Genomic DNA, 24,870 nt, shown 5'->3' on the forward strand with positions numbered 1-24,870 from the left:
TCGGCACAGCTCATTGTGTACCTGACTGTCCTGCCGGTTCTTGACGTGCATCACTCAGCAGTTTTTCTACATTTTCTAAATGTGTGAACATCGCTCTTTCCGCTTCTTCTGGTTGCCTTTCTTCGACGGCTTTATAAATTTGTTCATGTTCTTTATAAAGCTGACGAATAGAGGCTTTCCTTGAAAACAAGACGGCTTTTCTCGTTTCCCGCATCGTTTCTACCAGCAAGGCTGAGACCTGATTCATTAATGCCTTTAATAAGTCATTCTTTGAGGCTTTGGCTAAGGCGAGGTGGAATGTGAGGTCTGCCTCTTCACCCATTTCTTCATTTACTTCCGCGCGTTTCATTTGTTCGAGTGCATCACGCAGCTGATGAAGGTCATCATCCGTACGCTGCAGCGCCGCTTTTTTGACAGCACCCGTTTCAATAATAGCTCTTACTTCAAGGAGCTGCGTGACGTCATGCTGCTTCATCAAAAATGCAGAAGATAAGCTAATTGTGAGCTGTTCGGGATCGAACTGCTTCACATATGTACCTTCCCCTTGTTTCATCTCTATTAATCCCATCGCTTTGAGAGCAGACAATGCCTCTCTTACAGCAGAACGGCTGACTTGAAAGTTTTCTGAAAGAGCTTGAACCGAATCTAATTTTTCTCCTGGAAGAAGCTCACCTGTGCGAATGGATTCGACTAATGCATCCGCAATTTCTTCATATATTTTTTTGGTTTTAATTTGTTTATATTTCAATTGGTTTCACCTCATCACTGTTGTCCATCCCTATCGGCTCATGCCCTATCTTATACTTTACCCCAAAATTCCGATCTCTCGTCTCCCCTTTTTAATTTTCAAGAAATCTCCGAACAGCCTTGCTTCCAACAAAAAAGAAGCACGTGCCATGTTCTGGCAAGTGCCTCTTTTTAATCATAGCGCTTCCGCAGCGTAGAGGACGGAAGGTTCATTTGTTCACGATATTTCGCAATGGTTCTGCGCGACGCGCGGATGCCAAAAGTTTGCTGAAGCAGCGTCATGATTTGCTGATCTGAATACGGTTTTTTCTTATTTTCCGTTTGAATGAGCTCTGCAATGTGCGTTTTGACTGTATAACTGGACGCCTCTTCCAGAGAATGTCCTTCTAATTTTGCTTGAAAAAATTGTTTCATTTCCATGAGCCCATAAGGGGTCTGCACCATTTTCCCTTTTACAGTCCGGCTGACAGTTGACTCATGTACTTGCAGTATATCTGCGATCCGCTTCATCGTAAGCGGTTTCATTTTATGTTTCCCTGTAAGAAAAAAATCCGTCTGATGTGAGATAATCTCACGAACGACACGGGTCATCGTTTGTTTTCTTTGCTTCAACGCTTGGACAAGCCAGTTGTACTGCTGCTCTTTTTCCTTTAAATACGTATAAGCTTCCTGCCGCTTTTGATCTTGAATCATAGCGAAGTAGCCTTCATTTATTTCAACGTCTGGAAAAGCGCGCGGATTCAGCTCAAATGTGATATGATCCTGCACCACAGTCATCGTGACATCAGGCTCTATATACAGATGCTCTTCATCATATGAGAAATGAAGACCTGGTCTTGGTTCGAGCTGAGACACTTCATCTTGTACCGCTTGGAGTGTTTTCATTGAAACGTCTGTTTTCGTCGCAATTTCCTTCCAAGCCTTTCTTGCAAAAAGAAAGAAATGCTCTTCGATGATCCGTTCGGCTTCATACCAGCGCTCCCTTTTTCTTCTCAGCTGAAGGAGAATGCATTCCTGCAAAGACCTTGCGCCAATACCGGCAGGCTCTAGCGATTGAAGCTGATGAAGGACGGCTTCTACTTCTTCAGCTGGCACCTCTAAAACAGCTGCCATTTCATCAATCGGTTCATTTAGATAGCCATTGGAATCAATCGACTCAATCATAAAATGGAATATTTTTTGTTTCTTTTCACTTAAATTCAAATCAATCGCCTGTCTCTTTAAAAACATTTGCAGGCTTTCTTTTTGATGCGTTCGATACGGCTCTGTTATTCGACCTTGAGATTTTTTATGATAAACTGGTTGGTAGCTGTCCGTGTCTTTCCGCTCAATCAGAGGGTTCTCAAGCGCTAACTGGTCAAGATACTCGCCCAGCTCTGCGCAGTTTAGCTGCAGCAGTGTAATGGCCTGCCTGAGTTCTTGTGTGAGCACCGGTTTTAATACCTGTTCTTGTTGCAGTTTAAGGCTCATTGTCTCCCCTCCCTCTCATCATTTTACATGAAGATTGACGGACCGTATATACGAAATAGGAGTGATTTCCATGTCTGAACTTTTTTCCGTTCCATACTTTGTCGACAACTTAAAACAGCACATCGCCATGAACCAAAATGAAGACAAGATTCATGCGATGAATGCATATTACCGCTCAGTCGTGTCCACGCTTGTTCAAGACCAGCTGACCAAAAATGCGGTTGTATTGAAGCGAATTCAGCATCTTGATGAAGCCTACCAAAAGGTAAAAAAAGAAAGCGAATGAATGAAGAAGAACACCCTTTGTCAAGATGGCAAAGGGTGTTGATCATTTGCGAAAAGCTTCTGATCCAGCCTCGATTTGTACATCATCAAAAAGCCAGACCGCCCCGCCGTATAGATAATAAAGGCAAACCATAGTCCGTGATTGTGCCAAATAGGCGTGACCGCCATTTGAACAACAATAAACAAAATCATCGCAAACAGCATTGAATTTCTAACAGGGGCAATTTCTGTTGCACCTGTAAATACGCCGTATATGACCAAACCGAAACAAGCCGCAAACGGATAGAGAACGAGCCAGTTTGAATAGCCTAATGTCACGTCAAGCAGCTGAGGAAGGTTTGTAAACAAGCTCAAGATCGGCTCTTTTAATAGAAAATAAACTGCCGCTATGACACAGGCCATGACGAGTGCCCACTGCCTTGAAAGGGTTAAGGTTCTTTCATAGAGAGTGCGATCATTTGCACCAACTGACCGGCCAACAAGAATGCTGGACGCATTGGCAAAGCCATCGAACAAATAAGCCATGATGTAGTGAATTTGAAATAAGATAGCATTGGCTGCCAGCAGCTCCGTACCAAAAGAAGCACCTTTTGCGGTAAACATGTTGATAACCACTAACAGACAGATCGTCCGAATAAACAAATCTTTATTCACTTGAAACATTTTCTGCACTGCCTGTGTATCCATGATTTTCTTAACAGAAGGCAGCCGGAACCCGCTTGACGAATGCTTCATGATGATCCATGCCCCTAACATAAAAGCGGTTAGCTCAGATATCAAAGTCGCGGCCGCCACTCCTTTGACTGCAAATGTAAACACATGAACAAGCAGAAATGCGAGGGCCATATTCATGACATTGATCAAGATTTGTAAAGAAAGGGCTTCTTTCATTTTTGCCATCCCCATCAGCCAGCCCAATATGACATAATTCATTAAGGTAAATGGAGCTCCCCAAATGCGAATATGAAAATAGTCTGCGGCAAATTGACGGACATCAGCATCAGGAGAAATCACGAGAAAAGCAGATTGAATAATCGGCCATTGCAGGGCAATAAAACAAAGTCCGACGATGATGGCAACGAAAAACGGTCTTAAAAATGCAAGAACGCCCTGCTCCTCATTCTGCGCCCCGTTTGCCTGAGCAGCAAAAGCAGATGTACTTACCCGCAAAAAACCAAACAGCCAATATAATGTACTAAAAATGAGACTGCCAACTGCAACGCCTCCAATATAAGCGGGGTTTGCAAGCTGACCGACAACAGCTGTATCAACAGCTCCAAGTAATGGCGTGGTCATCGTTGAAATCGTTAAAGGAATAGCCAAAGCTAAATACGCTCGATGGTTCACGATGCCACCTGCCTTTCATGAAAAATAGCCTCTTCTCAAAGAGGCGTTGATATTAAAGCTTTAACGAACCGGTCTGCCAATCGTTCGTGACAAAGGATGGTCTGCGAGCATTGCATCTCTCATTTTCTGCACTGCTTTCTCTTCTGAAGAAAAAAAATCATCCTTAGATTGAAATTGGGCGACAAGCTCTCCTTGATCAAGAATCGCCAATTGATCACTTAATTGATAGGCTGCTGTCATATCGTGTGTAATAAATAAGTAAGCCACACCCAGCTCCTTCTTTAATTCTGCTAATAAATCTAAAATGACCGTCTGGGTAACCATATCTAAGCTGCTCACAGATTCATCAAGTACAATAAGCTTTGGCTGCAGCAATAAGGCTCTAGCGATGTTGATCCTTTGCAGCTGGCCGCCGCTGAATTGATGTGGATATTTAGATAAATCTTTTTCACTGAGCCCGACTCTTTCCAGCCAATGAATCAGTACGTTTTTACGTTCCTTTCGGCTCATGGTTTCATAGTTTTCAAGCGGTTCAGATAAAATTTGTTCGACTGTCCACCTTGGATTTACTGCCGAATAGGAATCCTGAAACACCGCTTGCACATGCCGGCGAAAATGCTTACGTGTTTGTTGATCTGCACGATATATATCCTGACCTTCAAAAAGAACCTGTCCAGCTCTTGGTTTCTCTAGACCAAGTATGATGCTGCCAAGCGTACTTTTTCCTGCTCCGCTTTGTCCCAGCAGTCCAAGGCAAGTACCTTCTTCAATTGTCAAATCGACGCTTTTCAAGACAGGGACTTCGCCTTTTTTTCTCATTAGAAATGACCGGCTGTTGTATACATGACTGACTGCTTTTACTTCTAATAAATGCAAGGGTCTTCTCACCTCAAATCGGGCAAACAGCTGGGATGGATGGACGAGCTGCTAATAGTTTTTTTGTATAATCATGCTTTGGATGTTCAAATAGCTCAAGAACTCCTGCTTTTTCAACAATTTCTCCTTGTTTCATGACGACAACTTGATCTGCCATTTCGGCAATGACACCAAGATCGTGGGTAATCAGTAAAATAGCTGTTCCATAGTCATGACGAATTTGGTTCAGATGCTGAAGAACCAATTTCTGATTGTGTACATCTAATGCAGTTGTCGGCTCATCTGCAATGATGAGGGGCGGGTGCATACATGCAGCCATGGCGATCATGACACGCTGCAGCATGCCTCCGCTTAATTCAAAGGGATACTTGTTTAACAGCTGGTCTGGCTGCGGCAGGTTCATTTGGGCTAACGCATCCACTGCCTGCGCTCGTGCCTGCCTTTTACTGACCGCAGTATGCCGGCGGATGGTTTCAATCAGCTGATGGCCGATTGTCCAAACCGGCGTAAAGCTGTTCATTGGATTTTGCATAATATACGAGATGTCTTTGCCTCGAATGGACCGCATATCCCTTTCGCTTACACCGATCAATTCTCGTCCCTGTAATGTGATACTGCCTGTGACTTCAGTTGTTTTTCGATCAAGCATGTGTAAGATCGACATACTTGTCACTGTTTTCCCGCAGCCGCTCTCACCAATTAATCCAAGAATTTGACCGCGTTCTACTTCAAACGATACTTCTTGAATCAGAGGCGTTGTCCCTTGAGGTGTTTTCGTATGCACATGCAGGTTCTCTATTTGTAAAATGGACTCTTGCACATTGATCATTCCTTTACACACGGCGTTTGATCCCATATTTCTCTGAAAGGGCTTCTCCTAGTAAATTAAACAGAATCACCACAGCCATGATCACAAGACCTGGGTACAGCATCAGCTGAGGATTCGTTTGAATGTACGACTTCCCTTCATGAATCATCGCTCCCCATTCAGGCGTAGGAGGCTGAACCCCTAATCCGAGGAAAGACATCGCAGAAATGTCCATAATCGCCCAGCCCATTTCGAGTGTTCCAATGACAGCTAAAGGCGGCAGTACATTCGGAATCATATGTTTTCTCATGATATTCCAATGCGAGGTCCCACTGATCTTTGCAGCTGCAATAAAGTTCTGTTCCTTTAAGCTTAGCACCATTCCTCGGAAGACGCGGGCGTAATACACCCATTGCACGAGCATCAAGGCAAGTACGACTTGAGAAAGTCCCGGACCGAAGATACCGACTAATCCTAGGATCAGCACTAGGTTGGGAAATGCCATGACTCCATCACAGATTCTCATCAAGACATGATCGATCCAGCCGCCTTTGTATCCTGAAAAGAGGCCGACAATCAAACCAATGAATAACGAAGAAAGAAAGATTAATAACGCACAGCCCAGCGAAACACGCGCGCCATATAAAATACGAGATAAATTGCATCGTCCTAATTGATCCGTTCCAAGAGGATACTCCCATGAAGACCCTTTTAGCTTCATTGCTAGATTGACAGCGGTCGGATCATGTGGAGCGATCCATGGCGCACATATTGTGGCAATGAGCAGGAGACCGAGCAGCAGGGCGCAGATCGAGATCATCTTTTGATGAACGAAGAGATGTTTTACTTTTGTCATCATTGCTGGCGGCCTTCCTTTCTAGAGATACGAGGGTCAATGATCAGCTGAATCAAGTCAACTATCAAACTGCTCAAGATAAAAATACATGCTGACATGAGGACATAAAATTGAATAACAGGCAGATCCCGATTAAAGATCGCTTCAATAAAAAATCGTCCAAACCCCGGCCATGAAAAAACAGCCTCTACAATAATGGTTCCGGTTAGCAGCTTGCCAAGATTCACCCCAAATCCAGTCAGCATCGGCGATATCGCGATTCTAAGCACATGCTTGAACATGATCGATTGTTCCTTTAATCCTCTCATTCTCGCATATTGAACGAAAGGCTCCTGAAGTGTCTCACTCACACTTGACCGTAACAGCCTTGTATACGTAGCAATTAAAGGAATGGCCAAAGTGATCGACGGCAGGATGAGATGCGCCCATGTTCCAACCCCTTCAACTGGTAAAAGGTCGAGCTTCACTGAAAAAAAGAAGATGAGCAAATACCCCAAGACAAACGTCGGGATAGATGCTCCTAAGAAAGAAATAAGCCGGCTCAGATGATCAATGGCACCGTTTTTTCTCATCCCGCTGAAAAAACCGAGCGGAATGCTGACCCATATAGCGATCAGTAGACTGGTGAGTGCCAATTGAATCGTCGCCGGTATTCGATACATCACCTCATCAAGTACAGGCTGATTCGACATATACGACCGGCCAAAATCGAGGTGAATGACTTTTTCAATGGTATGAAGATACTGCATATAAAACGGTTCATCTAGCCCAAACTCACTTCTTTTTTGTGCTAATATCTCATCCGTAGGCTGGATATGAGCCGCTGCTAAATATGCCTCAGCCGGATCAACTGGTGAAAGGTGAATCATACCAGTTGTGAACAGCGCGGCTAATAAAAATACTGGAATAATTGATAGCAATCGTTTGACGATATAGCGGCCCATTTCCTTACCTTCCTTCTGTTACTTCAGTGTAATGCCAGTGAAAGGATGTTCATCGCGGTTCGCAGGGAACGTAAAGTCCTTCACAGCTTTTTGATAAACGGCTGTCTTTTTAAAATAAGAGATTGGCACAATTGCCCCTTGATCCTGTAAAGAGGATAGGACGGACGCATAAAGTGCTTTACGTTTGTTTTCGTTTGTTGTTGATGGAATTTCCGTCATTTCTTTGATCAGCTTGTCCTTATTTGGGTAGGCTGAGATGGCTTCTTTGAACCCAAACCCATCTGATGAGAGAACGTTCATAAATGTATGCGGATCATACGGCGCTCCGTAGTTGCTAAAGAAGTTCATATCAAATTTATTAGCTTTAAAGCGTTGAACCTGTGTGGCCAAGTCCACACCTTCAAGCTTGACGCCAACACCAACGGCTGCCCATTCTGCTTGCAGCGTCTCCGCCATCGCTTTTTGAATCGATTCCGCTGAGTCATACATCATACTAAACTCAAGCTTTTTCCCATCTTTTTCACGAACAGTTTTTCCTTTTGGAAGTGTCCAGCCCGCTTCATCCAGCAATGCTTTGGCTTTGTCCACATCATATTGGAAAGACTTCACTTGAATATCTGATGTATACGGCATATTTGTCGGCAGGATGTGATCTGCTTCATCCTCTAAACCAGATGTGACCCCTTCTACCATTGATTTTTTATTGAACGCATATTGAAGGGCGTGACGCACTTTCTCATCTGACAGCTGGTCCACTTTTGTGTTCATGACAAGCTGTCTCGTTGCAACAGGCTCTGACATTTTCGTTTCATACTTGCCGCTTGCCTCTAGCTGTTTATACGAATCAAGGCTAATGGTTCCTTCTCCGTAAAGTAGATCCACATCTCCTTTTTCAAATGCCATGACTCTCGTTTCCGCATCAGGAATGACCTTTACCTTGATTTCTTTTACCTTTGGTTTTTCTCCCCAATAATGATCATTTCGTTCGAAAATAGCATAGTCATCTTTTTTATATGTTTTTAAAACCCAAGGGCCTGTCCCCACTGGTTTTTCGATTCCTTTTGACGTATCTCCATTTTTAGGGAAGCCTGCTTCCCCAAGGAAACGAACCGGACGGACAACCGCCAATTCTTGAACAGTTGGATAATAAGGCTCTGTTAATGTAAGCTTAAACGTTTTCTTGTCTACTGCTTCTGTCTTTTTGATTTTTTTAATGACACCTAACCAGCTATGTATATCTTTGTGTTTTAAGATGGAATCAAAGTTCTTTTTGACAATGTTCGCATTAAAATCAGAGCCGTCTGAGAATGTCACATTGTCTCTTAAATGGAATGTATACACCTTACCATCCTTTGACACATCCCATGATTTCGCTAATTCAGGTTTCAGTTTTCCATTTTTTTGATAGCTCACCAATGGCTCATAAATCATTGATTGTGCAAATAATTGAGATGGATTGTATACGTGTGGATTCATTTCACCAATATCTCTTGGCCACGCCATTGTGATCATGTCAGGATGATCCTTGTTTCCATCCGCTCCATTGTTTGTTTGAGAGCATCCTACTAGTAAAAAGAGAATAAGCAGGAAGGGTAACACAGTATTTATCTTAATTTTCGGAAAATTATTCCAAATAGCCATAAGTTGTTCCTCCTAATTGATTCTGATAATCATTTTCATTTTAAGGAGGAAGGAACCCGTTGTCAATATCATATTTGAAACGAAATAACAATACTTATCCCAAATTATTCAATAAATTGAGGAATTTGATAGAAATAGAAGCAGGCTGCTTATGAATGAGCAGCCTGTGAAGAGGTAGATGTTTTTTCTCGCAGCATGTCATGGAGTATATGGATGATACGATCCTGTTCTGCATCTGTCATGCTTGTTCCAGATGGGAGACAAAGCCCCCTCTTAAATAACAGCTCGGATACGGGAATCTCTTGAGCCACAGTATAAAACGGGCAATGGCGAAAAAGAGGCTGTTTGTGCAGCGGCTTCCATACACGCCTTGCTTCAATCTGTTCTTTTTCTAAAGTATGAATGATCTCCACTGGAGACAGCGATTGATCACGATCTAAAGTCAATGCCGTCAGCCAGCGGTTGGATGTCGTTTCTTGATACTCTGGCATCAAATGGAAACCCTCTGCTTCGGATAAAGCGTCCTGATAACGCTGAAAAATACGGCGTTTTTGTTCAACACGCTCGTCCAGTACCTCCATTTGGGCAATTCCGACACCTGCTAGAAGGTTGCTCATGCGATAGTTGTATCCCACCTCTCGATGCTCATAGTGCATGGCACGTTCTCTTGCCTGTGATGCGAGAAAGCGGCAGCGCTCAATCGCTGATTCATCATCACTCACAAGCATTCCGCCTCCTGACGTTGTAATGATTTTATTTCCATTAAAAGAATAAATACCAAACCTGCCCATTGAGCCGCTTTTTCTTCCTTTATACAAAGCGCCTAACGATTCAGCCGCATCCTCAATAACTGGTACATCATATGCATCACAAAGCGCCATGATCTCGTCCATTTTTGCACTTTGTCCATATAAATGGACGACAATGACCGCGCGTGGTTTTTTCCCAAGACGGGCTGATTCAACAAAGGCTTTTTCTAAAGCAAGCGGACACATATTCCATGTATCCGTTTCGGAATCAATAAAAACGGGCGTCGCTTGTTCATATAAAATTGGATTTGCCGTTGCAACAAACGTGAGAGTAGAACAAAAGACTATGTCCCCTTTTTGAACCCCAATCAGCTTTAAAGCGAGATGAATTGCTGCTGTCCCCGAGGACAAAGCGGCTCCTGCCTTTACTCCTGCATAGTCCGCCACTGCCTGCTCAAATTCATTCACAAGCGGTCCAAGCGGTGCAATCCAATTGCTCTTGAAGGCTTCCTCTATTTGTAGATACTCTTTTCCGCTCATATGTGGAGGAGATAAGTAAATGCGTTTGCTTTCTTTCATTACTTGCCACCTTCTTTCCGGTCTTTGATTTCTATTGCAGGAATTCCGATAGCAACCTTCTGATCATTTATATCTTTTGTCACTGCCGCACCTGCACCGATAACCGTCCAGCTTCCGATCGTTGTACCAGGTATCGCTACGGCACCTGCCCCAATATGGGCTCCATCCCGTACGGAAACACATCCTGTCAGAACTGCTCCTGGTGACAGATGCACAAACGATTCGAGTCTGCAGTCATGCTCCACGATAGACCCTGTGTTGATAATCGTATGCTCGCCGATGACTGCATCTGCTTGGATCACCGCCCTTGCCATCACGACAGTTCCTCTTCCAATGACAGCTGAAGGACTCGTGATTGCTTCTGGATGAATGAGTGTGGCAAATGCCGCATCTTCAAATGAGAGACGTTCCTTGATCAGCTGTCTGACCTCATTTTGTCCGATGGCAATCAGCCATTTGGTTTGAGGCATTGTCTCTCTGAGCTGTTGGCTCATAGAGATCGGTCCATACAAAATGCCGCTTTGAGTGACCGTCTCTTCAAATTGATCATCTAACACCGCACATAATGAGTAATCGGGGTGTGCAAATATGAGATCTTGGATGACTTTGCTATGTCCGCCGGCCCCAATTAAACCAATGGTTTGTTCATTACATATCGGTTCCTTTGAATTTTTCAGCTGTGGCATGATTCGGCTGCTGCACCCCCTCTGTTTTAATGACTTTCAGCAAGGTCATCCATAAAATTTTCATATCGAGCCAAAACGATTGATGCTCGACATACCAAAGGTCATAGGTGAATTTCTCTTCCCAGGAAAGTGAGTTCCTGCCGTTCACCTGTGCCCATCCTGTTATACCGGGTTTCACAAGATGACGCCTTGCTTGTTCTTCTGTATACATAGGCAAATACTCCATTAAAAGCGGCCTTGGCCCAACGAGACTGAGCTCTCCTTTGAGTACATTGACTAGCTGCGGCAATTCATCAAGACTGAGCTTTCGAATCAAGGCACCGGTTTTTGTTAATCGCAGATGATCTGGCAGCAGCTCCCCATGTTCGTCGCGTTCATCAGTCATCGTCCGAAATTTATAGAGCAGAAAAGGCCGGCCAAACAGACCAGGCCGCTTCTGCCGAAACACCACAGGCGTGCCAATTTTCCATCTAATCAATCCATAGATGAGAAGAAAAAGAAGACTGCCTGCGATAAGCAGCGTCAACGCCACCATCACATCTATCACTCTTTTCATCATTGCATCTCCTTTTCACTTAGCGGGAGACTGTTTGCTTCACTTTACGCATCAGCTGCATCCGCTCTCGTTTTGTTCCTGCAAACAGATATAAGTAGCACATATAAAGAATGAAACAGAGCCCGCCAATCGAAAACAGCTCCCACCATGAAGTCACGTTATATACCGCCTGAATTCCTACACAGACGCCCCAAATCAAGAGCGCTCCAGCAAGCGGAATGAGCGTATGCTTGTAAAAAATGGTGCTTTTCTGATTCGTGATACTGGCCGTATAAATTGGCAGAAACACGATATTTTTGATCAATAAAACCATTGCCCCAGCTGATGCAATGCCATATAACCCAAGCTGCAGCATATGAGTCAATCCATAGGCAAATAGCACATTAGACACACCTAATATCAGTGTGACAACCGCTGGAACTTTAAATCGATTAAAAACGGGCGGTACATATGTCAGCGGTAAAAACATCAAAGTCAAACATAAATAAGCCGCATGAATCATGAGAAGCCATTTCAGCTCCTCAAAGGCAGGCCCCAGCCATAAATCCATAAGTGGACCAGCGAGACCTCCTAAAAGTGCGGCTGGAAACGCAACAAATAAGCCGCTCCACTTAATGGCGTTTGCAGCATATTGAATGAGTCCCTCTTTGTCCTGATTCGAGTAAAATTTCGTGATCGTTGGCGCAAACACAACCGCTAGTGTCCCTGCTAGAGTGCGAAGTAATAATGGGAACTGCAAGATCGCCGCATACTGACCCGTTGCTTCCGCACCAATGAGCAAGTTGGTCATCAATAAATCAATTTGTAAAAACAACAAAATGCCCATTTGCTCAAATGAATGCCAGACCCCAGATCGAACAAGAGTGAGGCTAGACGATAATGAGACGTGCCGCCACTTAAACGAAAACCAAGGGATGAGTTTTTTAAAATAATAGATACCGATTCCCATAGCCGCTAAACTCCCAATGACGGCCGCAAGCGGAATATGCCAAATGGCTGGTGTCATCCATGTAAACAGCATGACAATCATCAGTGCTCTCAAAAACATTTGAATTGCCTGTCCAACACTTGATATATAGAGCTTATTCGCATAAAACGGTGCAGCCCCAATGCCAGACATAACGAAATTGAGCATAAATAAAAGACCCCCTAAAATAAAGGCGATCTGTGTGTCTTTGGCGAGATGAGCAGGCACATGAAGCCACTCAACCAGCTGATGAGACATGAAAAGACAAAGTAAAAAGAGACTGATGGATAATAAAAACGAACTGACGAAATAGGAAGCGAGATAGCCCTGCGCCTTCTCCATCTCTCCTTTATGAGCCGCCACAGAGAAAAAACGCACAACAACAGCACTTAGCGAAGCCGTAATGACCGATAAATAGTTGATCATATTTTGCGTCAGATGGATTAAGCCGAATGCTTCCACTCCAAGCGTATGAACAATATAAGGTGTTAAACAAACAGACATGAGCATCATCAGGACAAACGTGATTAAGTTCGCACTAGCATTGTAAAGGAACGCTCGATTCATTGTGCTTCCACGTAGCGTCTAAGGGATTTCATCAGCTGATCAATTGCCTCTTTCACAGCTGCCTCATTTGGTTCTTTTAAAAGGGTCATAAACGGTAGATGATCCACCCACTCATATCCCTCCATTACTTTATGATCAAACGATCTCAGGACAACACACGGTGTATGTGTAATTGCACAAAAGATCATGCCATGCAGACGATCTGTCACGACAACCTTTGCCTGTCTTAGCTCCGTCCACAAAGCTGTTAATTCATCTAAACGAGTCGTTCGATCAACTCGTTTGCCAATTGTCGTTGTGATAATACCGACTTGATCGTACGTCTCTTGAATATGCTGCAGCAGCTGCTGGCGCTTCTCTTTTGTGAGATATGCTTCCTGATCCTCACGCAGACAAAGCAGAACCCCTTCACGACTTTCATCTTTTGATGATTCATTTAATGACAACACCATATCAGGCTGTTTCCACACATCTTGATCAGGAAAATGCCGCTGCATCCATTCATAGGTTGTTTGATCTCTTGCCATGAGAAGCAGTCTCGGGTGCCTCTTATACGTTTGAATGGCGCGTCGTTCCTCCCGTTTCCCTTTTTTTGTTTCTGTAAAATGAACAGTGGCAGGCAGTTGAATCATAGGATAGGACTTAAAGGTGTTTATGATAAATTGTCTTGTCCATTCTTCGTAGCGGTATAGATCTCCCATATTGCCCCCACCGATGATACAGACGATGTCTTCGGGGTGCCGGCTGCGCTGTAGTGGACGGGCGAGGCGGTATATATCTTTCATGTCCACTTCCATGATGTCATAGGCTGGAAAGTGCTTCTTTAAAAAACAATAACTCGCATAGGCGATTGCATGATCCCCTAAATTATCATGCCCCGGCAGAAGCGTGAGAATGATCTTCTTCTGATGACTCAGCTCTGGCAGCCTTTGGCGGCTCAGTCTATACTCAAGCGGATATTTGACCTTTAAAAGCAGCCACTCTGCAGCGTGTGCCTTCCATTGCTGTAATGTCAATCTCTTCACCCCTATTTCCTTGTTTGATATTCGATCCATTTTTGATAACTCGAAGCGGCGGCAGAAAGCGGATAAATCAACCGGCACTTAGCAAGGAATAAGATCATTCGCTTTCGAGCCGTGAGCTTCGATGGTTCCACTTGTTTGACGGCATGCTGAAAAGCCTCGTGTGTCACCATTTCCCGCATGTGATCAAGTTTTTCCTGAACAGAGAGCGCATTTTGGCTTTTCCATTCGTTGAGCATACAATGAAGCGTATGGTTGACGATAAAAAAGTCTAATGCTTTCTCATACAAAGAAATGTCATCATGCTCGTTTAAAAACAAGCGCTGTGCATGATAAAAGGTCAGTCCATGATGAAAATACTGCTTCTGATATCGCTGCACAATAGATGACAGATGAACTCTGTAGTAATAAAGGGGCTCATGAACAAAAGCGATTCTGCGTGATAAAGAAAAACAGCGCAGCGTCACATATTGATCTTCAATGTTCTCAAGCTCACCCCGCAGTGGAAATCGGATGTGATGTTCTTCTAAAAAGGCTCGCCGATACAGCTTATTCCATGAGAATCCAGTGATATCCCCATGTAATAACGCTTTGATTAAACTCGTTTTTTCAGCTGACCGCTCGTTTAACAGCGTCGATGGGATGGTTCGTTTTGACTGCTCAAATTGAATCCAGTATTCACTGACCACAAGATCTGCGTCAGTCATTTCGGCTTTTTCATACAAGGCTTCACAGTAATGAGGTTCGAGAATATCATCTGAATCAATAAAGGCAAGATACGTCCCCTTTGCTTCTTCAATGCCCCGGTTTCTCACAGCACCTAACCCTTGATTGGTTTGATGAATGACCCGAAAACGCTTATCTCGGGCTGCAAATGTTTCAAGCCATTCTCCGCTGTGATCCGTCGATCCATCATTGACAAGAATGACTTCTATATCGGTAAAGCTTTGATCTGCAATCGATTGAAGGCATTGCTCTACATATTGACTCGTATTGTAAACTGCGACCAATAGACTGATAGCTGGCATTACAGCATGCCCCACCTTTCTTCAAATCTACTTTGTAAATATCGTTCTGTACGGTAATACAGAAGAATCAAACGGCATCAGCATGATGCTGTACAAAATATAGCAAACAGCGATCCCTACATACATAAAGACATTAGACCGCTCATCGAAAATACGTGTGAAATATGGCAGTAAAATGAGCTGATACAAGCCAAAATAAATATGAAATCTAGCATAAATGACATCCTTTGTTGCAAGGATGCCAAACAAAAAGCCAAGCAAGCAAAAATTCACAATGTAATCACTCTCAGGCGTCAGCTCACGAAGCCGTTTTCGATAAAAGAAAGCAAGCAGAAGCGGCAAAATCAATACACCGATTTTTGTCACATTCATTCCATTTGTATTCGTTGTAAGCCATTCCTCGTAATGACCATATGAACTGCCTTGTAGCATCACCACAAACACCGAGACAAAACGATCATAAAGAGCGGTTAAGCCTAGAAAAACCATGCATAAGACCAGCATCATCCAAGACCACGACTTTGTTCTCACGATAAAATACACAGGAATCATGATGAGTGCTGATGAATGAAATAATGAACAGACAAGGACAAGCGGAAAGTACAATTTCCACTGACCATTGATCACCAGCCGGATGGCATAAAAAAGAATCGCTGCCACCATATACTGACGCATGCCATTAAAAGACGCATAATAATGAAAGGTCCCCAGAAACAGTAGCATACTAAGCTCAAAGGGACGGCCATATTGAATAAGCGTCTTAATGATAAAGAAATAGGTGATCGCCCCAATCGAGATATACATGATTTGCGGATCATGAGACAGTTGATTGAGCATCCATAAAATAAACGTAAACCCCGGATCGGTTGCGGCCTTATCCACTCCGAACCCAAATATATGCCAAGGCTTTTCATAGTTGATGGAGAATTCATACATCTGTCCATAAGTGACAAAATCGGTTCCTACTTTGTATCGAATTCCAGAGACAATACAAAGGAACAAAAACGGAAAAAACACTAGAAGCTTGTTAGGCCGCCATCCGCTTTGAATGGTATCGTCACGCCTGCCGTAAAATGCGGCAAAGCTCGACCATAAATAGACCATGATCATGTTCACCAAATAAACCGCCATCTGCCCTTCCTTTCTTACATTCCATATAGATCCATCACACGTGTGATATTCTGTTTCACATCAAATCCTCTTTGTTCAAGCTGGGATATAATGGTCTCTTGAAGAGGAGGCTCTGCATGATATGCTTCAAGAACCGCCTTCATCCATTCATGTGCAGAATCCCGCAGCGACATCCTTTTTACAAGACCACAGCCTAAATCCACTTCCTCTGTAATATGATCTGAAATGACACAAGGCAATCCAGAAGCCTGTGCTTCCACTAATACAAGCGGAAGACCTTCAAACAAGGATGGCATAACAAACACATCAAATGCTTTCATATATTTCGGAACGTCTGATACGACGCCTGTAAAGACAATATTCTCTAAAATACCTGCCTTCTTTGCATACGATTCGACGACTGGCTTCAGCGGTCCATCTCCTACAAGAACAAGCTGAAATGAGACTCCTTGCTTTTTTAAGGTCTGCGCCAGTTCCATAAAAAAAACGTGGTTTTTTTGCTCATGGAACCGCCCAATATGACCAATAATCATCTTCTTTTCGAGAAGATGGAGCTGCTTTTTAATCTCTGCCTTTTCGTCTGACCCAGGCTGAAAAAAAAGGGATAAATCAATCCCATTTGGCAACACCTCAACTCGTCCATTCTCCATTTTTTTCTGTCCAAATAAAAAGGCACCGGCATCCTCGCCGCATGCAACAAGCTGTGTGGAGAATGTAAAGATTAACTGGCGAAACCCTTTGAGCATCAGATGATCAAGCCCGTTTGGTGACTGTTTCCAAGCCGTATTATGTGAATGACAAATGCGCACCTTCACACCCGCCAGTTTCGCAGCAAGTGCGGAGAAGCCTGTTTGAAAATCCGTATGTGCATGCACTGCCTGAAATGGCCCCGCTTGCTTGATCGTCTTTGTCAAAGCTTTCACAAAGGCCATCGGGGAGGACGCCCCAATACTTGGCACGTAAAAGATACGTCCCCCGAGCCGGCGAATTTCCTCATCATAATCACAGACGTCCTTGCGGTGGGTAATGAAATCGAATTGCAGGACATTCCTGTCGAGTGCACGATAGATGTTCATGATCATCGTTTCAGCTCCGCCTCGGTTCATCCCGCCTACAATATGGAGTACGCGCTTTGGTTCACTCATCACGAACCGCCCTCTCTTTCAGCATAGACGCCTCCAGCTTCCGCCGATGATAAAGCTTCATGATCTTTGGTGATAAACAAGCTCGTACCACTGGCTTTATAGCAAATAGATAATCAACCGGCGGCAATTTTAAGAGCCAGCATGCTTTTAAGACGAGCCAGGCATTATCCATAGAATATCGAAACTTCCTTCGATGAAAGGCCGCTTCATCCTCTCTTACAAGGTATAACGGTTCTGGTAAATTAAAACCTTTCCTTCCTGCAGCAAAAAAGCGGATCCAAAGGTCTATATCTTCCATCCGCCTTGTTGTTTTCACAGAGCGATATCCATGTAAAGCCTTGTAAGCAGAAGCCCTCATCATAATAGTCCCATGACAGAAAGGAGTTCCTCTTGCCATCACCCGGCGATCAGGCTCTGAGACAAGTGCCCGCACACCCTTTGTTCCCGTTTCATCAAAAACCGTCATTGCCGTACCGACCACATCGTATTCAGGATGTGTGTCGAGGAAATGAACCTGTTTTTCTAAACGAAGAGGCACCGATACATCGTCGCCATCCTGCCTTGCAATTAAGTCTCCCCTCGCTTCCGCTAGGCAGCGATTGAGGCTGGCAGCGAGCCTTTGATTTTGTTTATTACGGATAAGGCGAATTCTTTCAGGATGTCGATTTTTATAAGACAGCACTTTCTCATAGGTGCCGTCTGTAGATGCGTCATCACATATGATGAGCTCCCAATTTTCATACGTTTGATGAAGAATGGATTCAATACTTTCTTCCACTGTCTCTTGGCAATTGTAGACGCCCATGATGATAGACACCTTTGGTTTATGCATGCTGTTTCACCTTCTCTGCTTGATTCATATAGGTTGTATAAATTTCTTCCATTGCACTGAGCGTCTGCTCCTGTGCAAATGCATGAGCCATAGAACGACCTGCTTTTCCCATAAGAGGCAGCTGATCTTTTTTGTGATAGAGCTGCTGTAAATAATCAGCTAAGCCCATCACATCATGTGGTTTGACTAAATAACCATTGATCCCATGTCTGACAAGCTCACAATGCCCTCTATTCTCTGTTGCCATCACGGGTTTTTCCGCAGACATCGCTTCAAGCAAATTCATGCCGAGCCCTTCTCTCAGGCTTGTGGACACACATACATCGCTCATATGCATCCATTCCTCAATTTGTTTACAAAAACCAGCAAAACGGACATGCTTTTCCAGATGGAGCTCGCAAACCAGCTTTTCATACTTCGGCCTCATTGTACCTTCCCCAGCAAACACGATCCTCACATTTGGTATATTCCTAGTTAGCAGTGCACATGCTTTAATGAGCATCCCTTGATTTTTATTAACATTCAATTCCCCAGCACACAACACAATAAAATCTTCTGGAGAAAAGCCATAGGCTGCGCGAAGACGCTGCTTCTCTTTTTCATCAACTGGTGCAAATCGTTTCATATCCACACCCATACCGGGAACATAATAGACGGATGCCCGCTCATTTGATAGGTAGTCTGCTCTTTTAAAATCTTCTCCATTAATGGTGATAAGAGCGTCTGTATAGCCGGCGAGCCACCTCTCAATTGGATAATAGAGCAGCCAATTTTGAAGCGGCGCCCCCTGCCAAAAATGAAAGCCATGTGCCGTGTAAAGAACCTTCGTTCCTTGTTTCCGCGTGCTTTTGGCTGCGAGCCTGCCAATGACACCTCCCATAGGGGTGTGGCAATGAATGAAATCATAGTGCTCTTTCGCTAACAGCTTCTTCAGCTCCACATATGCAAGCCGGTTGCGTACATGAAAAGGAGAGCGCTGAATTGGAATCGAGTGAGCTCGATCCACATAAGGCAGCTCCAGCTGACCATTTGCCGCTGTGTGCACTTCCCATCCTTGTTCCTGAAACCACCGGAAAAATGGAAGATGAAATGCCTTAAAATGATAATCAACCGTTGCGCAAAACAAGACTTTTTTCTTCATTGGCAGGCGGTTCCTCCTCTCGTTTCATCTGATCGGACAACATATCATGCGACTCAATGGCAGCAAATAATGCTTGTCTCATTTGCTCCTCACTCATCATGTCAAATTTATGGATAAAACTGTTCAGCACATACGGGTCACCATCCAGAGCATGACCGATATGAATTTTCGGGAAGATTTGTTCCTGTGCTTTTTCATGCTGGTTGAGTAATTCCTCGTACATTTTCTCCCCAGGGCGAATGCCTGTAAATGTGATCGGAATCTGGTCTGTAGTGTAGCCTGAGAGGTGAATGAGGTTTTCTGCGAGGTCAACGATTTTTACTGGCTCCCCCATATCTAATACAAAAATCTGTCTTCCTTCTGCCAGTGCACCTGCCTGAATCACAAGCCTTGATGCTTCTGGGATGGTCATAAAATATCTGGTCATCGCTGGGTGGGTGACTGTCACCGGCCCGCCTTGTTCAATTTGTTTCTTAAAAATAGGAATGACGCTTCCCCTGCTCCCGAGTACATTTCCAAATCGAACGGCAACAAATTTCGTTTCGCTGTCTGCCCCCATTTGCATAATCAGCATTTCAGCAAACCGTTTTGTCGCTCCCATCACATTAGCAGGATTGACTGCTTTATCAGATGAGATGAGGACGAATGTTTCAATGCCGTGCTCGTGCGCAGCTTCTGCGACATTTTTTGTCCCGATAATATTGTTTTTCACTGCTTCTTTCGGACTGATTTCCATGAGCGGGACATGCTTATGTGCCGCAGCATGATAAATCATATCCGGCTGAAACTGACCAACGATTTCGCTCATTTTCTGTTTATCCTGAATATCCGCAATTTGTGGATAGAGACTGATGCTTCCCCCATATAATTCTTTCAGCTCTAGTAAAATAGAATGAATGCTAAATTCTCCATGTCCCACAAGTACAATCGCTTGAGGAGCAAATACACATATTTGACGGCAGATTTCTGATCCAATTGATCCGCCTGCCCCTGTAACCATGATCGTTTTTCCCTTTAAATGTACAGATAGACGGCTTGTATCTAATTGAATCGGTTCTCTCCCTAGTAAATCCTCTGGCTGTACATCCCGTAATTGATTCAGGGCATGGGTTCCCTTTAGAATCTGATCCATTTCCGGCATGATCTGTGTTTTGACCCCGGTTGCTACACACTCCTTATACAGCCCTTTTAAGGTGTGACTGCTTTTAGACGGAATGGCAATGATGATCTTCTGAATATCCATCATGACAACAGCTGTTTGAATATGTTCTTTTCCCCCTATAACGGGCAGTCTCATGATTTCAAGCTTATGCTTCGTCTTGTCATCATCGATGAAGGCGACTGGCTCAATATGTACATCACTCGATTGCTGAAGCTGACGAACGAGCATGGTCCCCGCTGATCCGGCGCCAATAATTAATGCCCGCTCCTTTTCTGCCTGGAGCCGCTTTGCCCCATCATGAAATAGTCTAGAAGCCATACGTGATGCACCGATGAATAAGACATGAAAAAGCCACACGATGAATAAAAACCGAAATGGCCATGTCTGCACGAAAATGTACAGCATCGTCATAGAAAATAAAAAAGAACATACAAAGGTCTTCATTAAAGAAAATAACTCTCTTATCCCTGTATAAGCCCATACTTGCTTGTACACATGAAACATGCAGGCAAATATATGGTGACCAATGAGCAGACTGAGCGAAGAAATGGCGAGCATTTCAAATGTATAAACGGTTAACGCCGCCTCTTGGACAAATTGAAAGCCAAAAAAGACGGCAACTAAGATGAGATATGAATCTAGTGCCACGATAATTGATAATCTTTGGGCGTAAGTCAACGCTCCTCCCCCTTTTTCAACATCACTAATCTTACGTCATCTGGGCATCAAACCCATCCTCACACCCCACTACTGATGACGAGCATCTAAGGCACTGGTTATGCCCACAGCAGGATCGAGTGCCTCCATTGTTAAAGATTAGGAGACATCACCTATCAATCTTTTTAATACATATACAGCCTGCCCTTTTTCTCTTTCTTGCCATTCAGCATAGCCCCAAGCAATTTGCCCGTTGTTCCGTCTAATACTTCTTTTGATTTCTTCACAGCAGCGATCTTTGTTTTGCCGCTCAAGACAACGAGAATGCTCCCATCCGTCCGGTTCGCTAGAATCTTTGCATCTGCAACTGGCAGAAGCGGCGAAGAATCAACGATGACCATGTCATATTGCTGTTCAATCTCATAAAATAGCTGTTTCATCACAGAAGAGGAGAGCAGTTCTGCTGGATTCGGCGGAATCGTTCCGCTCGGAAGCAGCTCTAAATGCTCAATCGGTGTAGGTAAAATGGCTTCCTCCAAACTGCAATTATTTAATAACACATTCGTCAAACCAGTGTGATAACTCAGGTCAAAATATTCATGAACAGCTGGCTTTCGTAAATCTGCATCTACGAGCAGCACCCTCTTTTTCTGTTGTGCAAAAACAGCTGCTAAGTTTGCAGCCGTAAATGATTTCCCTTCCTTTGGCAAGGAGGATGTCACCAATATGGATTTCAGCCTTGTTTGGATCGATGTGAATTCAATGTTTGTTCGGATCGTACGGAATTGTTCCGCAATGACAGAGTGAGGATTTAATACAGAAATACATGATAAATCTCTCTTTTCTCTTTTCTTCCTCTTAAAGATCAATGTTCTGTCCTCCCGTTATGACGGACTGCTTGTCTTTTTTGGCCCTCCTATCTGCTTGCATCTGATAGACACTGCCGAGCGACGGCAATCCGATCTCTTCTCTTATTTGATGTGTTCGTTTTACAGTATCATCGAGTAAATTCATTAAGAAAATGAGTGTCATTCCCCCTAATAAAGAGGCGCCTAGTGCCAGAACGATATGAACGAATTTCCTTGAATTCAGCAGAATCGTGTTAGACAGCTTGGCTTCAGACAAAACATTAATGCGATCCATATTCATGGTTTTTTTGATTTCTTCTTGCAGCACCTCTGTTGCCGTATTCGCAATGGCGACTGCCTTCGCGCGGTCCTCATCCTGTACAGAAATATTAATGACCTCAGACTCATTTTCTGTACTTGTGGCAATTTTGTGTTTTAATCCTTCAGCTGACTCTGTGAGCTGAAGTGTTTCTTTTACTTTTTCAGTGACGATTGGACTTTTTAACAAAACTTGAAAGGTACGTGTATATTGAAGGTTCATCTGAATATCGTTTAAATTTGCTTGTGCGTCCTTGCTGCGTTTATGAACAAGAATTTGTGTGGTTGCCTGATATACAGGAGTTGAGACATAGAACTGATAGTAGGCTGAAATGCCCGTTACGATCAGGACAATCAGGATCAGAAGGGCCATTTTCTCTTTTATGACAGAAAACAGCTGCTTAAAACCTATATTCTCGTTCATAGATACCTCCCGACTTCATCATAAAAAGGTTATATATGGTTTCTTTTTGTTAATGATTGGATTATAAAAGATAATACCCGCAAAGAAAAATGTCATAATAGGTCTTATAGTTCTTTTTAAAGAACGAAATCGTTCGTTTTCTTTTGTTTACTTCCTGTTTCTTACGTTTTTGAATTTTATAAAGAACAATTTATTTCTTATAATGAACGAAAAGGTCGCAGAACGATTCGCCGAGGAGAAGGGAGATCATTGATCGAATGATAGGCAAGGTGATACGCATTTACCGAAAGAGGAAAGGATACTCGATCCAACAGCTGGCTGAAGCCGCTCATGTTTCTAAGTCCTATTTGAGCAAAATTGAGCGGGGTGTCCACAGGAATCCATCTGTCCAATTCTTAAAAAAGGTATCCTCTTCACTAGAAATTGATTTACAAGAACTGTTTGATGCAGAGACGATGATGTTCCATCACTCAGAAGGTGGTGAACACGAATGGCGAGAGCATATCGTCAATGCCGTCCAATCCGGTATGCCTAAAGAAGAGCTCTATCAGCTGCTCCAAACTTACCGAAAGGAGCAGGAAGAAAAGACGTTACATGTCACCCATAGAAAGCTGACCGATTCAAATATCACAGAGTGGAAGCGTCTAATGAGTGAAGCGAAGGCGATCGGCTTAAGCATTGAGGAAGTAAAAGCTTTCCTCACCAGCATGGGAGAACGCCGGGCGTAAGCCTTTCAGGAAGAATCAAATTGCGGGGAGAGGCGTTTGACGCTTCGATGAAAAAGAGCCTTTGATCATGAAAGGCTCTTTTTTCTCTTATTTTTCTTTTTTTGTTCGTGCTTTTTTCGTTATATCATTGTTTTTCCAATAGGCCCATAGTGATGTAATCCCAAGAAAGGCTAACGTGATGAATTGCTGAACGCCTTCTTCATCAATAGGAATTGGGCTTTTCCCCACAGCGGTAAGCGCACTGTTAACAAGTGCCAGTAAAAGTAACACAAGCCTCGCAATCGTACCTGCACTGATTTTTTGAACCTTCAACTATAACCCCTCCCTTTCCTCTTCACATGGGCGGTACTGCTCGTTCCCTCTCATATGTATGCAAAAGCCGAATGAATAGAAGAACAAATCAAAAAAAGAGACATCATTCCTATATGCGGAATGATGCCTCTTTTCACTTGCTTGTTATTTAGAAAACATCTCTTTTGCTTCATCCAAAGCCATTTTATTGCCTAGAGCTGAGTAATCGAGCCATGGCTGATCAGCAATCGGATAAACTTGATTTTTCTTCACAGCTTTTAGACCCTTCCAAATCGGCGTCTTTTCTAATTGCTTGAATGCCTGCTGCGCTTTATCATCACGGTTGACGACAACAAAGATAGCGTCAGCATCATAGTCAGGAAGAACCTCTTGAGAAATCACTTCAAATGGGCGCTTGCTGTCCAGCTTTTTCACGCCATCGACAGGTGTCAGACCTAAATCCTCGTATAAAATAGGACCCATTGGACGCTTCATGCTAAATACGCGAAGCTCCTTTGCTGTCACACGAATTGCCATGACTTTTCCGTTTCCAATCTTTTTCTTGATGAGCGATTTGACTTCTTTTGCTTCTTGATTGTAATTCTTAATATATTGATCGGCTTCTTTTTCTTTATTGACGTGTTTAGCGATTTTTTTCAAATGATCCCGCCATGTGCCATCATTTAAATTAAACACTTCCGTTTTGGCGATCTTTTTATATTTCGATAAGTCTTGTCCAGCTAATTCTTCATCAACATAAATGACATCTGGTTTTAACGCGAGCAGTGATTCCATATCTGGATCGGCTGCAATCCCGAGTTTCTTCGTCTGACTCAGCTGTTTTTTCGCATGTGGAAGGAAATCTTTTAAGTCTCCTCCTACAACAGAGCCTGCTGGCTTGATCCCAAGCGCTAATAAGTCATTGGTTAAATGAATAGACAAGGAAGCAATCTTTGGTGTTCCATTGTCCTTTTGATTTGTTGTATTCTTTGTTTCCTGTTGTCCACAAGCGGCAAGCAATAGGAAACAGAGCGTTAATCCAAACACTAGTAATTTTTTCATGAT

At 43.5% G+C, this 24,870-nt stretch carries 25 protein-coding genes; 2 read left to right on the forward strand and 23 right to left on the reverse strand.

Features of this window, described 5'->3' with window-relative positions:
• Window positions 1-10: 10 nt before the first annotated feature.
• Window positions 11-748: a FadR/GntR family transcriptional regulator gene (locus tag AKG37_RS08145; RefSeq protein ID WP_060698345.1), complete on the reverse strand. Its 738-nt coding sequence runs from the start codon at window positions 746-748 to the stop codon at window positions 11-13.
• A 170-nt stretch (window positions 749-918) separates the two neighbouring features.
• Complete coding sequence (gene rpoN, locus AKG37_RS08150; RefSeq protein ID WP_060698346.1) at window positions 919-2,217, reverse strand: RNA polymerase factor sigma-54; 1,299 nt, start codon at window positions 2,215-2,217, stop codon at window positions 919-921.
• A 70-nt stretch (window positions 2,218-2,287) separates the two neighbouring features.
• Here rpoN and yvfG point away from each other — a divergent pair, with 70 nt between their 5' ends.
• Window positions 2,288-2,503: a protein YvfG gene (gene yvfG / locus AKG37_RS08155; protein WP_003213121.1), complete on the forward strand. Its 216-nt coding sequence runs from the start codon at window positions 2,288-2,290 to the stop codon at window positions 2,501-2,503.
• 20 nt (window positions 2,504-2,523) lie between these two features.
• Here the strand turns inward: yvfG and AKG37_RS08160 are convergent, their stop codons facing one another.
• The 19 genes from AKG37_RS08160 to AKG37_RS08250 form a co-directional block, all read right to left on the reverse strand.
• The gene (locus AKG37_RS08160; RefSeq protein ID WP_060698347.1) at window positions 2,524-3,849 is read right to left on the reverse strand and encodes an MATE family efflux transporter; all 1,326 of its coding nucleotides are present in this window, start codon (window positions 3,847-3,849) and stop codon (window positions 2,524-2,526) included.
• 60 nt (window positions 3,850-3,909) lie between these two features.
• Entirely contained in the window at window positions 3,910-4,725 is an 816-nt protein-coding gene (nikE, locus tag AKG37_RS08165) for a nickel import ATP-binding protein NikE (RefSeq protein ID WP_060698348.1), read from the reverse strand.
• 13 nt (window positions 4,726-4,738) lie between these two features.
• Window positions 4,739-5,554: a nickel import ATP-binding protein NikD gene (nikD, locus tag AKG37_RS08170; RefSeq protein WP_193391705.1), complete on the reverse strand. Its 816-nt coding sequence runs from the start codon at window positions 5,552-5,554 to the stop codon at window positions 4,739-4,741.
• A gap of 4 nt (window positions 5,555-5,558) precedes the next feature.
• Window positions 5,559-6,392: a nickel ABC transporter permease subunit NikC gene (gene nikC, locus AKG37_RS08175; RefSeq protein ID WP_060698349.1), complete on the reverse strand. Its 834-nt coding sequence runs from the start codon at window positions 6,390-6,392 to the stop codon at window positions 5,559-5,561.
• Window positions 6,389-7,333 carry a nickel ABC transporter permease subunit NikB gene (gene nikB, locus AKG37_RS08180; RefSeq protein WP_060698350.1) on the reverse strand — a complete coding sequence of 315 codons (945 nt, stop codon included), beginning with the start codon at window positions 7,331-7,333 and terminating at the stop codon, window positions 6,389-6,391. Before nikB ends, nikC begins: the two co-directional genes overlap by 4 nt.
• Before the next feature lie 18 nt (window positions 7,334-7,351).
• Entirely contained in the window at window positions 7,352-8,974 is a 1,623-nt protein-coding gene (gene nikA / locus AKG37_RS08185; RefSeq protein WP_060698351.1) for a nickel ABC transporter substrate-binding protein, read from the reverse strand.
• 149 nt (window positions 8,975-9,123) lie between these two features.
• Window positions 9,124-10,302 (reverse strand): aminotransferase class I/II-fold pyridoxal phosphate-dependent enzyme, encoded by a 1,179-nt coding sequence (locus tag AKG37_RS08190; RefSeq protein WP_060698352.1) that lies wholly within the window; start codon window positions 10,300-10,302, stop codon window positions 9,124-9,126.
• The gene (locus tag AKG37_RS08195; RefSeq protein WP_060698353.1) at window positions 10,302-10,988 is read right to left on the reverse strand and encodes an acetyltransferase; all 687 of its coding nucleotides are present in this window, start codon (window positions 10,986-10,988) and stop codon (window positions 10,302-10,304) included. The genes AKG37_RS08190 and AKG37_RS08195 overlap by 1 nt, the downstream gene beginning before the upstream one ends.
• The gene (locus AKG37_RS08200; RefSeq protein ID WP_060698354.1) at window positions 10,951-11,544 is read right to left on the reverse strand and encodes a sugar transferase; all 594 of its coding nucleotides are present in this window, start codon (window positions 11,542-11,544) and stop codon (window positions 10,951-10,953) included. Before AKG37_RS08200 ends, AKG37_RS08195 begins: the two co-directional genes overlap by 38 nt.
• Before the next feature lie 19 nt (window positions 11,545-11,563).
• Window positions 11,564-13,078 (reverse strand): MATE family efflux transporter, encoded by a 1,515-nt coding sequence (locus tag AKG37_RS08205; RefSeq protein ID WP_060698355.1) that lies wholly within the window; start codon window positions 13,076-13,078, stop codon window positions 11,564-11,566.
• Window positions 13,075-14,094: a polysaccharide pyruvyl transferase family protein gene (locus AKG37_RS08210; RefSeq protein WP_237697663.1), complete on the reverse strand. Its 1,020-nt coding sequence runs from the start codon at window positions 14,092-14,094 to the stop codon at window positions 13,075-13,077. The genes AKG37_RS08205 and AKG37_RS08210 overlap by 4 nt, the downstream gene beginning before the upstream one ends.
• Window positions 14,095-14,105: 11 nt before the next feature.
• Window positions 14,106-15,128 (reverse strand): glycosyltransferase family 2 protein, encoded by a 1,023-nt coding sequence (locus AKG37_RS08215; RefSeq protein WP_060698357.1) that lies wholly within the window; start codon window positions 15,126-15,128, stop codon window positions 14,106-14,108.
• A 27-nt stretch (window positions 15,129-15,155) separates the two neighbouring features.
• Window positions 15,156-16,259 carry an EpsG family protein gene (locus AKG37_RS08220; protein WP_060698358.1) on the reverse strand — a complete coding sequence of 368 codons (1,104 nt, stop codon included), beginning with the start codon at window positions 16,257-16,259 and terminating at the stop codon, window positions 15,156-15,158.
• Window positions 16,260-16,273: 14 nt separating this feature from the next.
• Window positions 16,274-17,404, reverse strand: a complete 1,131-nt coding sequence (locus AKG37_RS08225; protein WP_060698359.1) for a glycosyltransferase family 1 protein — start codon at window positions 17,402-17,404, stop codon at window positions 16,274-16,276.
• A complete protein-coding gene (locus AKG37_RS08230; protein ID WP_060698360.1) occupies window positions 17,397-18,236 on the reverse strand; it encodes a glycosyltransferase EpsE in 840 nt (279 codons plus the stop codon). Before AKG37_RS08230 ends, AKG37_RS08225 begins: the two co-directional genes overlap by 8 nt.
• A complete protein-coding gene (locus AKG37_RS08235) occupies window positions 18,229-19,377 on the reverse strand; it encodes a glycosyltransferase family 4 protein (protein WP_060698361.1) in 1,149 nt (382 codons plus the stop codon). Before AKG37_RS08235 ends, AKG37_RS08230 begins: the two co-directional genes overlap by 8 nt.
• A complete protein-coding gene (locus tag AKG37_RS08240; RefSeq protein WP_060698362.1) occupies window positions 19,343-21,217 on the reverse strand; it encodes a polysaccharide biosynthesis protein in 1,875 nt (624 codons plus the stop codon). Before AKG37_RS08240 ends, AKG37_RS08235 begins: the two co-directional genes overlap by 35 nt.
• Before the next feature lie 164 nt (window positions 21,218-21,381).
• Window positions 21,382-22,065 carry a CpsD/CapB family tyrosine-protein kinase gene (locus tag AKG37_RS08245; protein ID WP_060698363.1) on the reverse strand — a complete coding sequence of 228 codons (684 nt, stop codon included), beginning with the start codon at window positions 22,063-22,065 and terminating at the stop codon, window positions 21,382-21,384.
• Window positions 22,055-22,786: a YveK family protein gene (locus tag AKG37_RS08250; RefSeq protein ID WP_060698364.1), complete on the reverse strand. Its 732-nt coding sequence runs from the start codon at window positions 22,784-22,786 to the stop codon at window positions 22,055-22,057. The genes AKG37_RS08245 and AKG37_RS08250 overlap by 11 nt, the downstream gene beginning before the upstream one ends.
• A 257-nt stretch (window positions 22,787-23,043) precedes the next feature.
• Here AKG37_RS08250 and slrR point away from each other — a divergent pair, with 257 nt between their 5' ends.
• A complete protein-coding gene (gene slrR, locus AKG37_RS08255) occupies window positions 23,044-23,514 on the forward strand; it encodes an HTH-type transcriptional regulator SlrR (RefSeq protein ID WP_060698365.1) in 471 nt (156 codons plus the stop codon).
• 87 nt (window positions 23,515-23,601) lie between these two features.
• On the opposite strand, the gene AKG37_RS08260 is transcribed toward slrR, so the two are convergent.
• Window positions 23,602-23,826, reverse strand: a complete 225-nt coding sequence (locus AKG37_RS08260) for a phage holin (RefSeq protein ID WP_060698366.1) — start codon at window positions 23,824-23,826, stop codon at window positions 23,602-23,604.
• 144 nt (window positions 23,827-23,970) lie between these two features.
• Window positions 23,971-24,870, reverse strand: a complete 900-nt coding sequence (locus tag AKG37_RS08265; RefSeq protein ID WP_060698367.1) for an iron-hydroxamate ABC transporter substrate-binding protein — start codon at window positions 24,868-24,870, stop codon at window positions 23,971-23,973.

Source organism: Bacillus australimaris, assembly GCF_001307105.1.
GTDB lineage: Bacteria > Bacillota > Bacilli > Bacillales > Bacillaceae > Bacillus > Bacillus australimaris.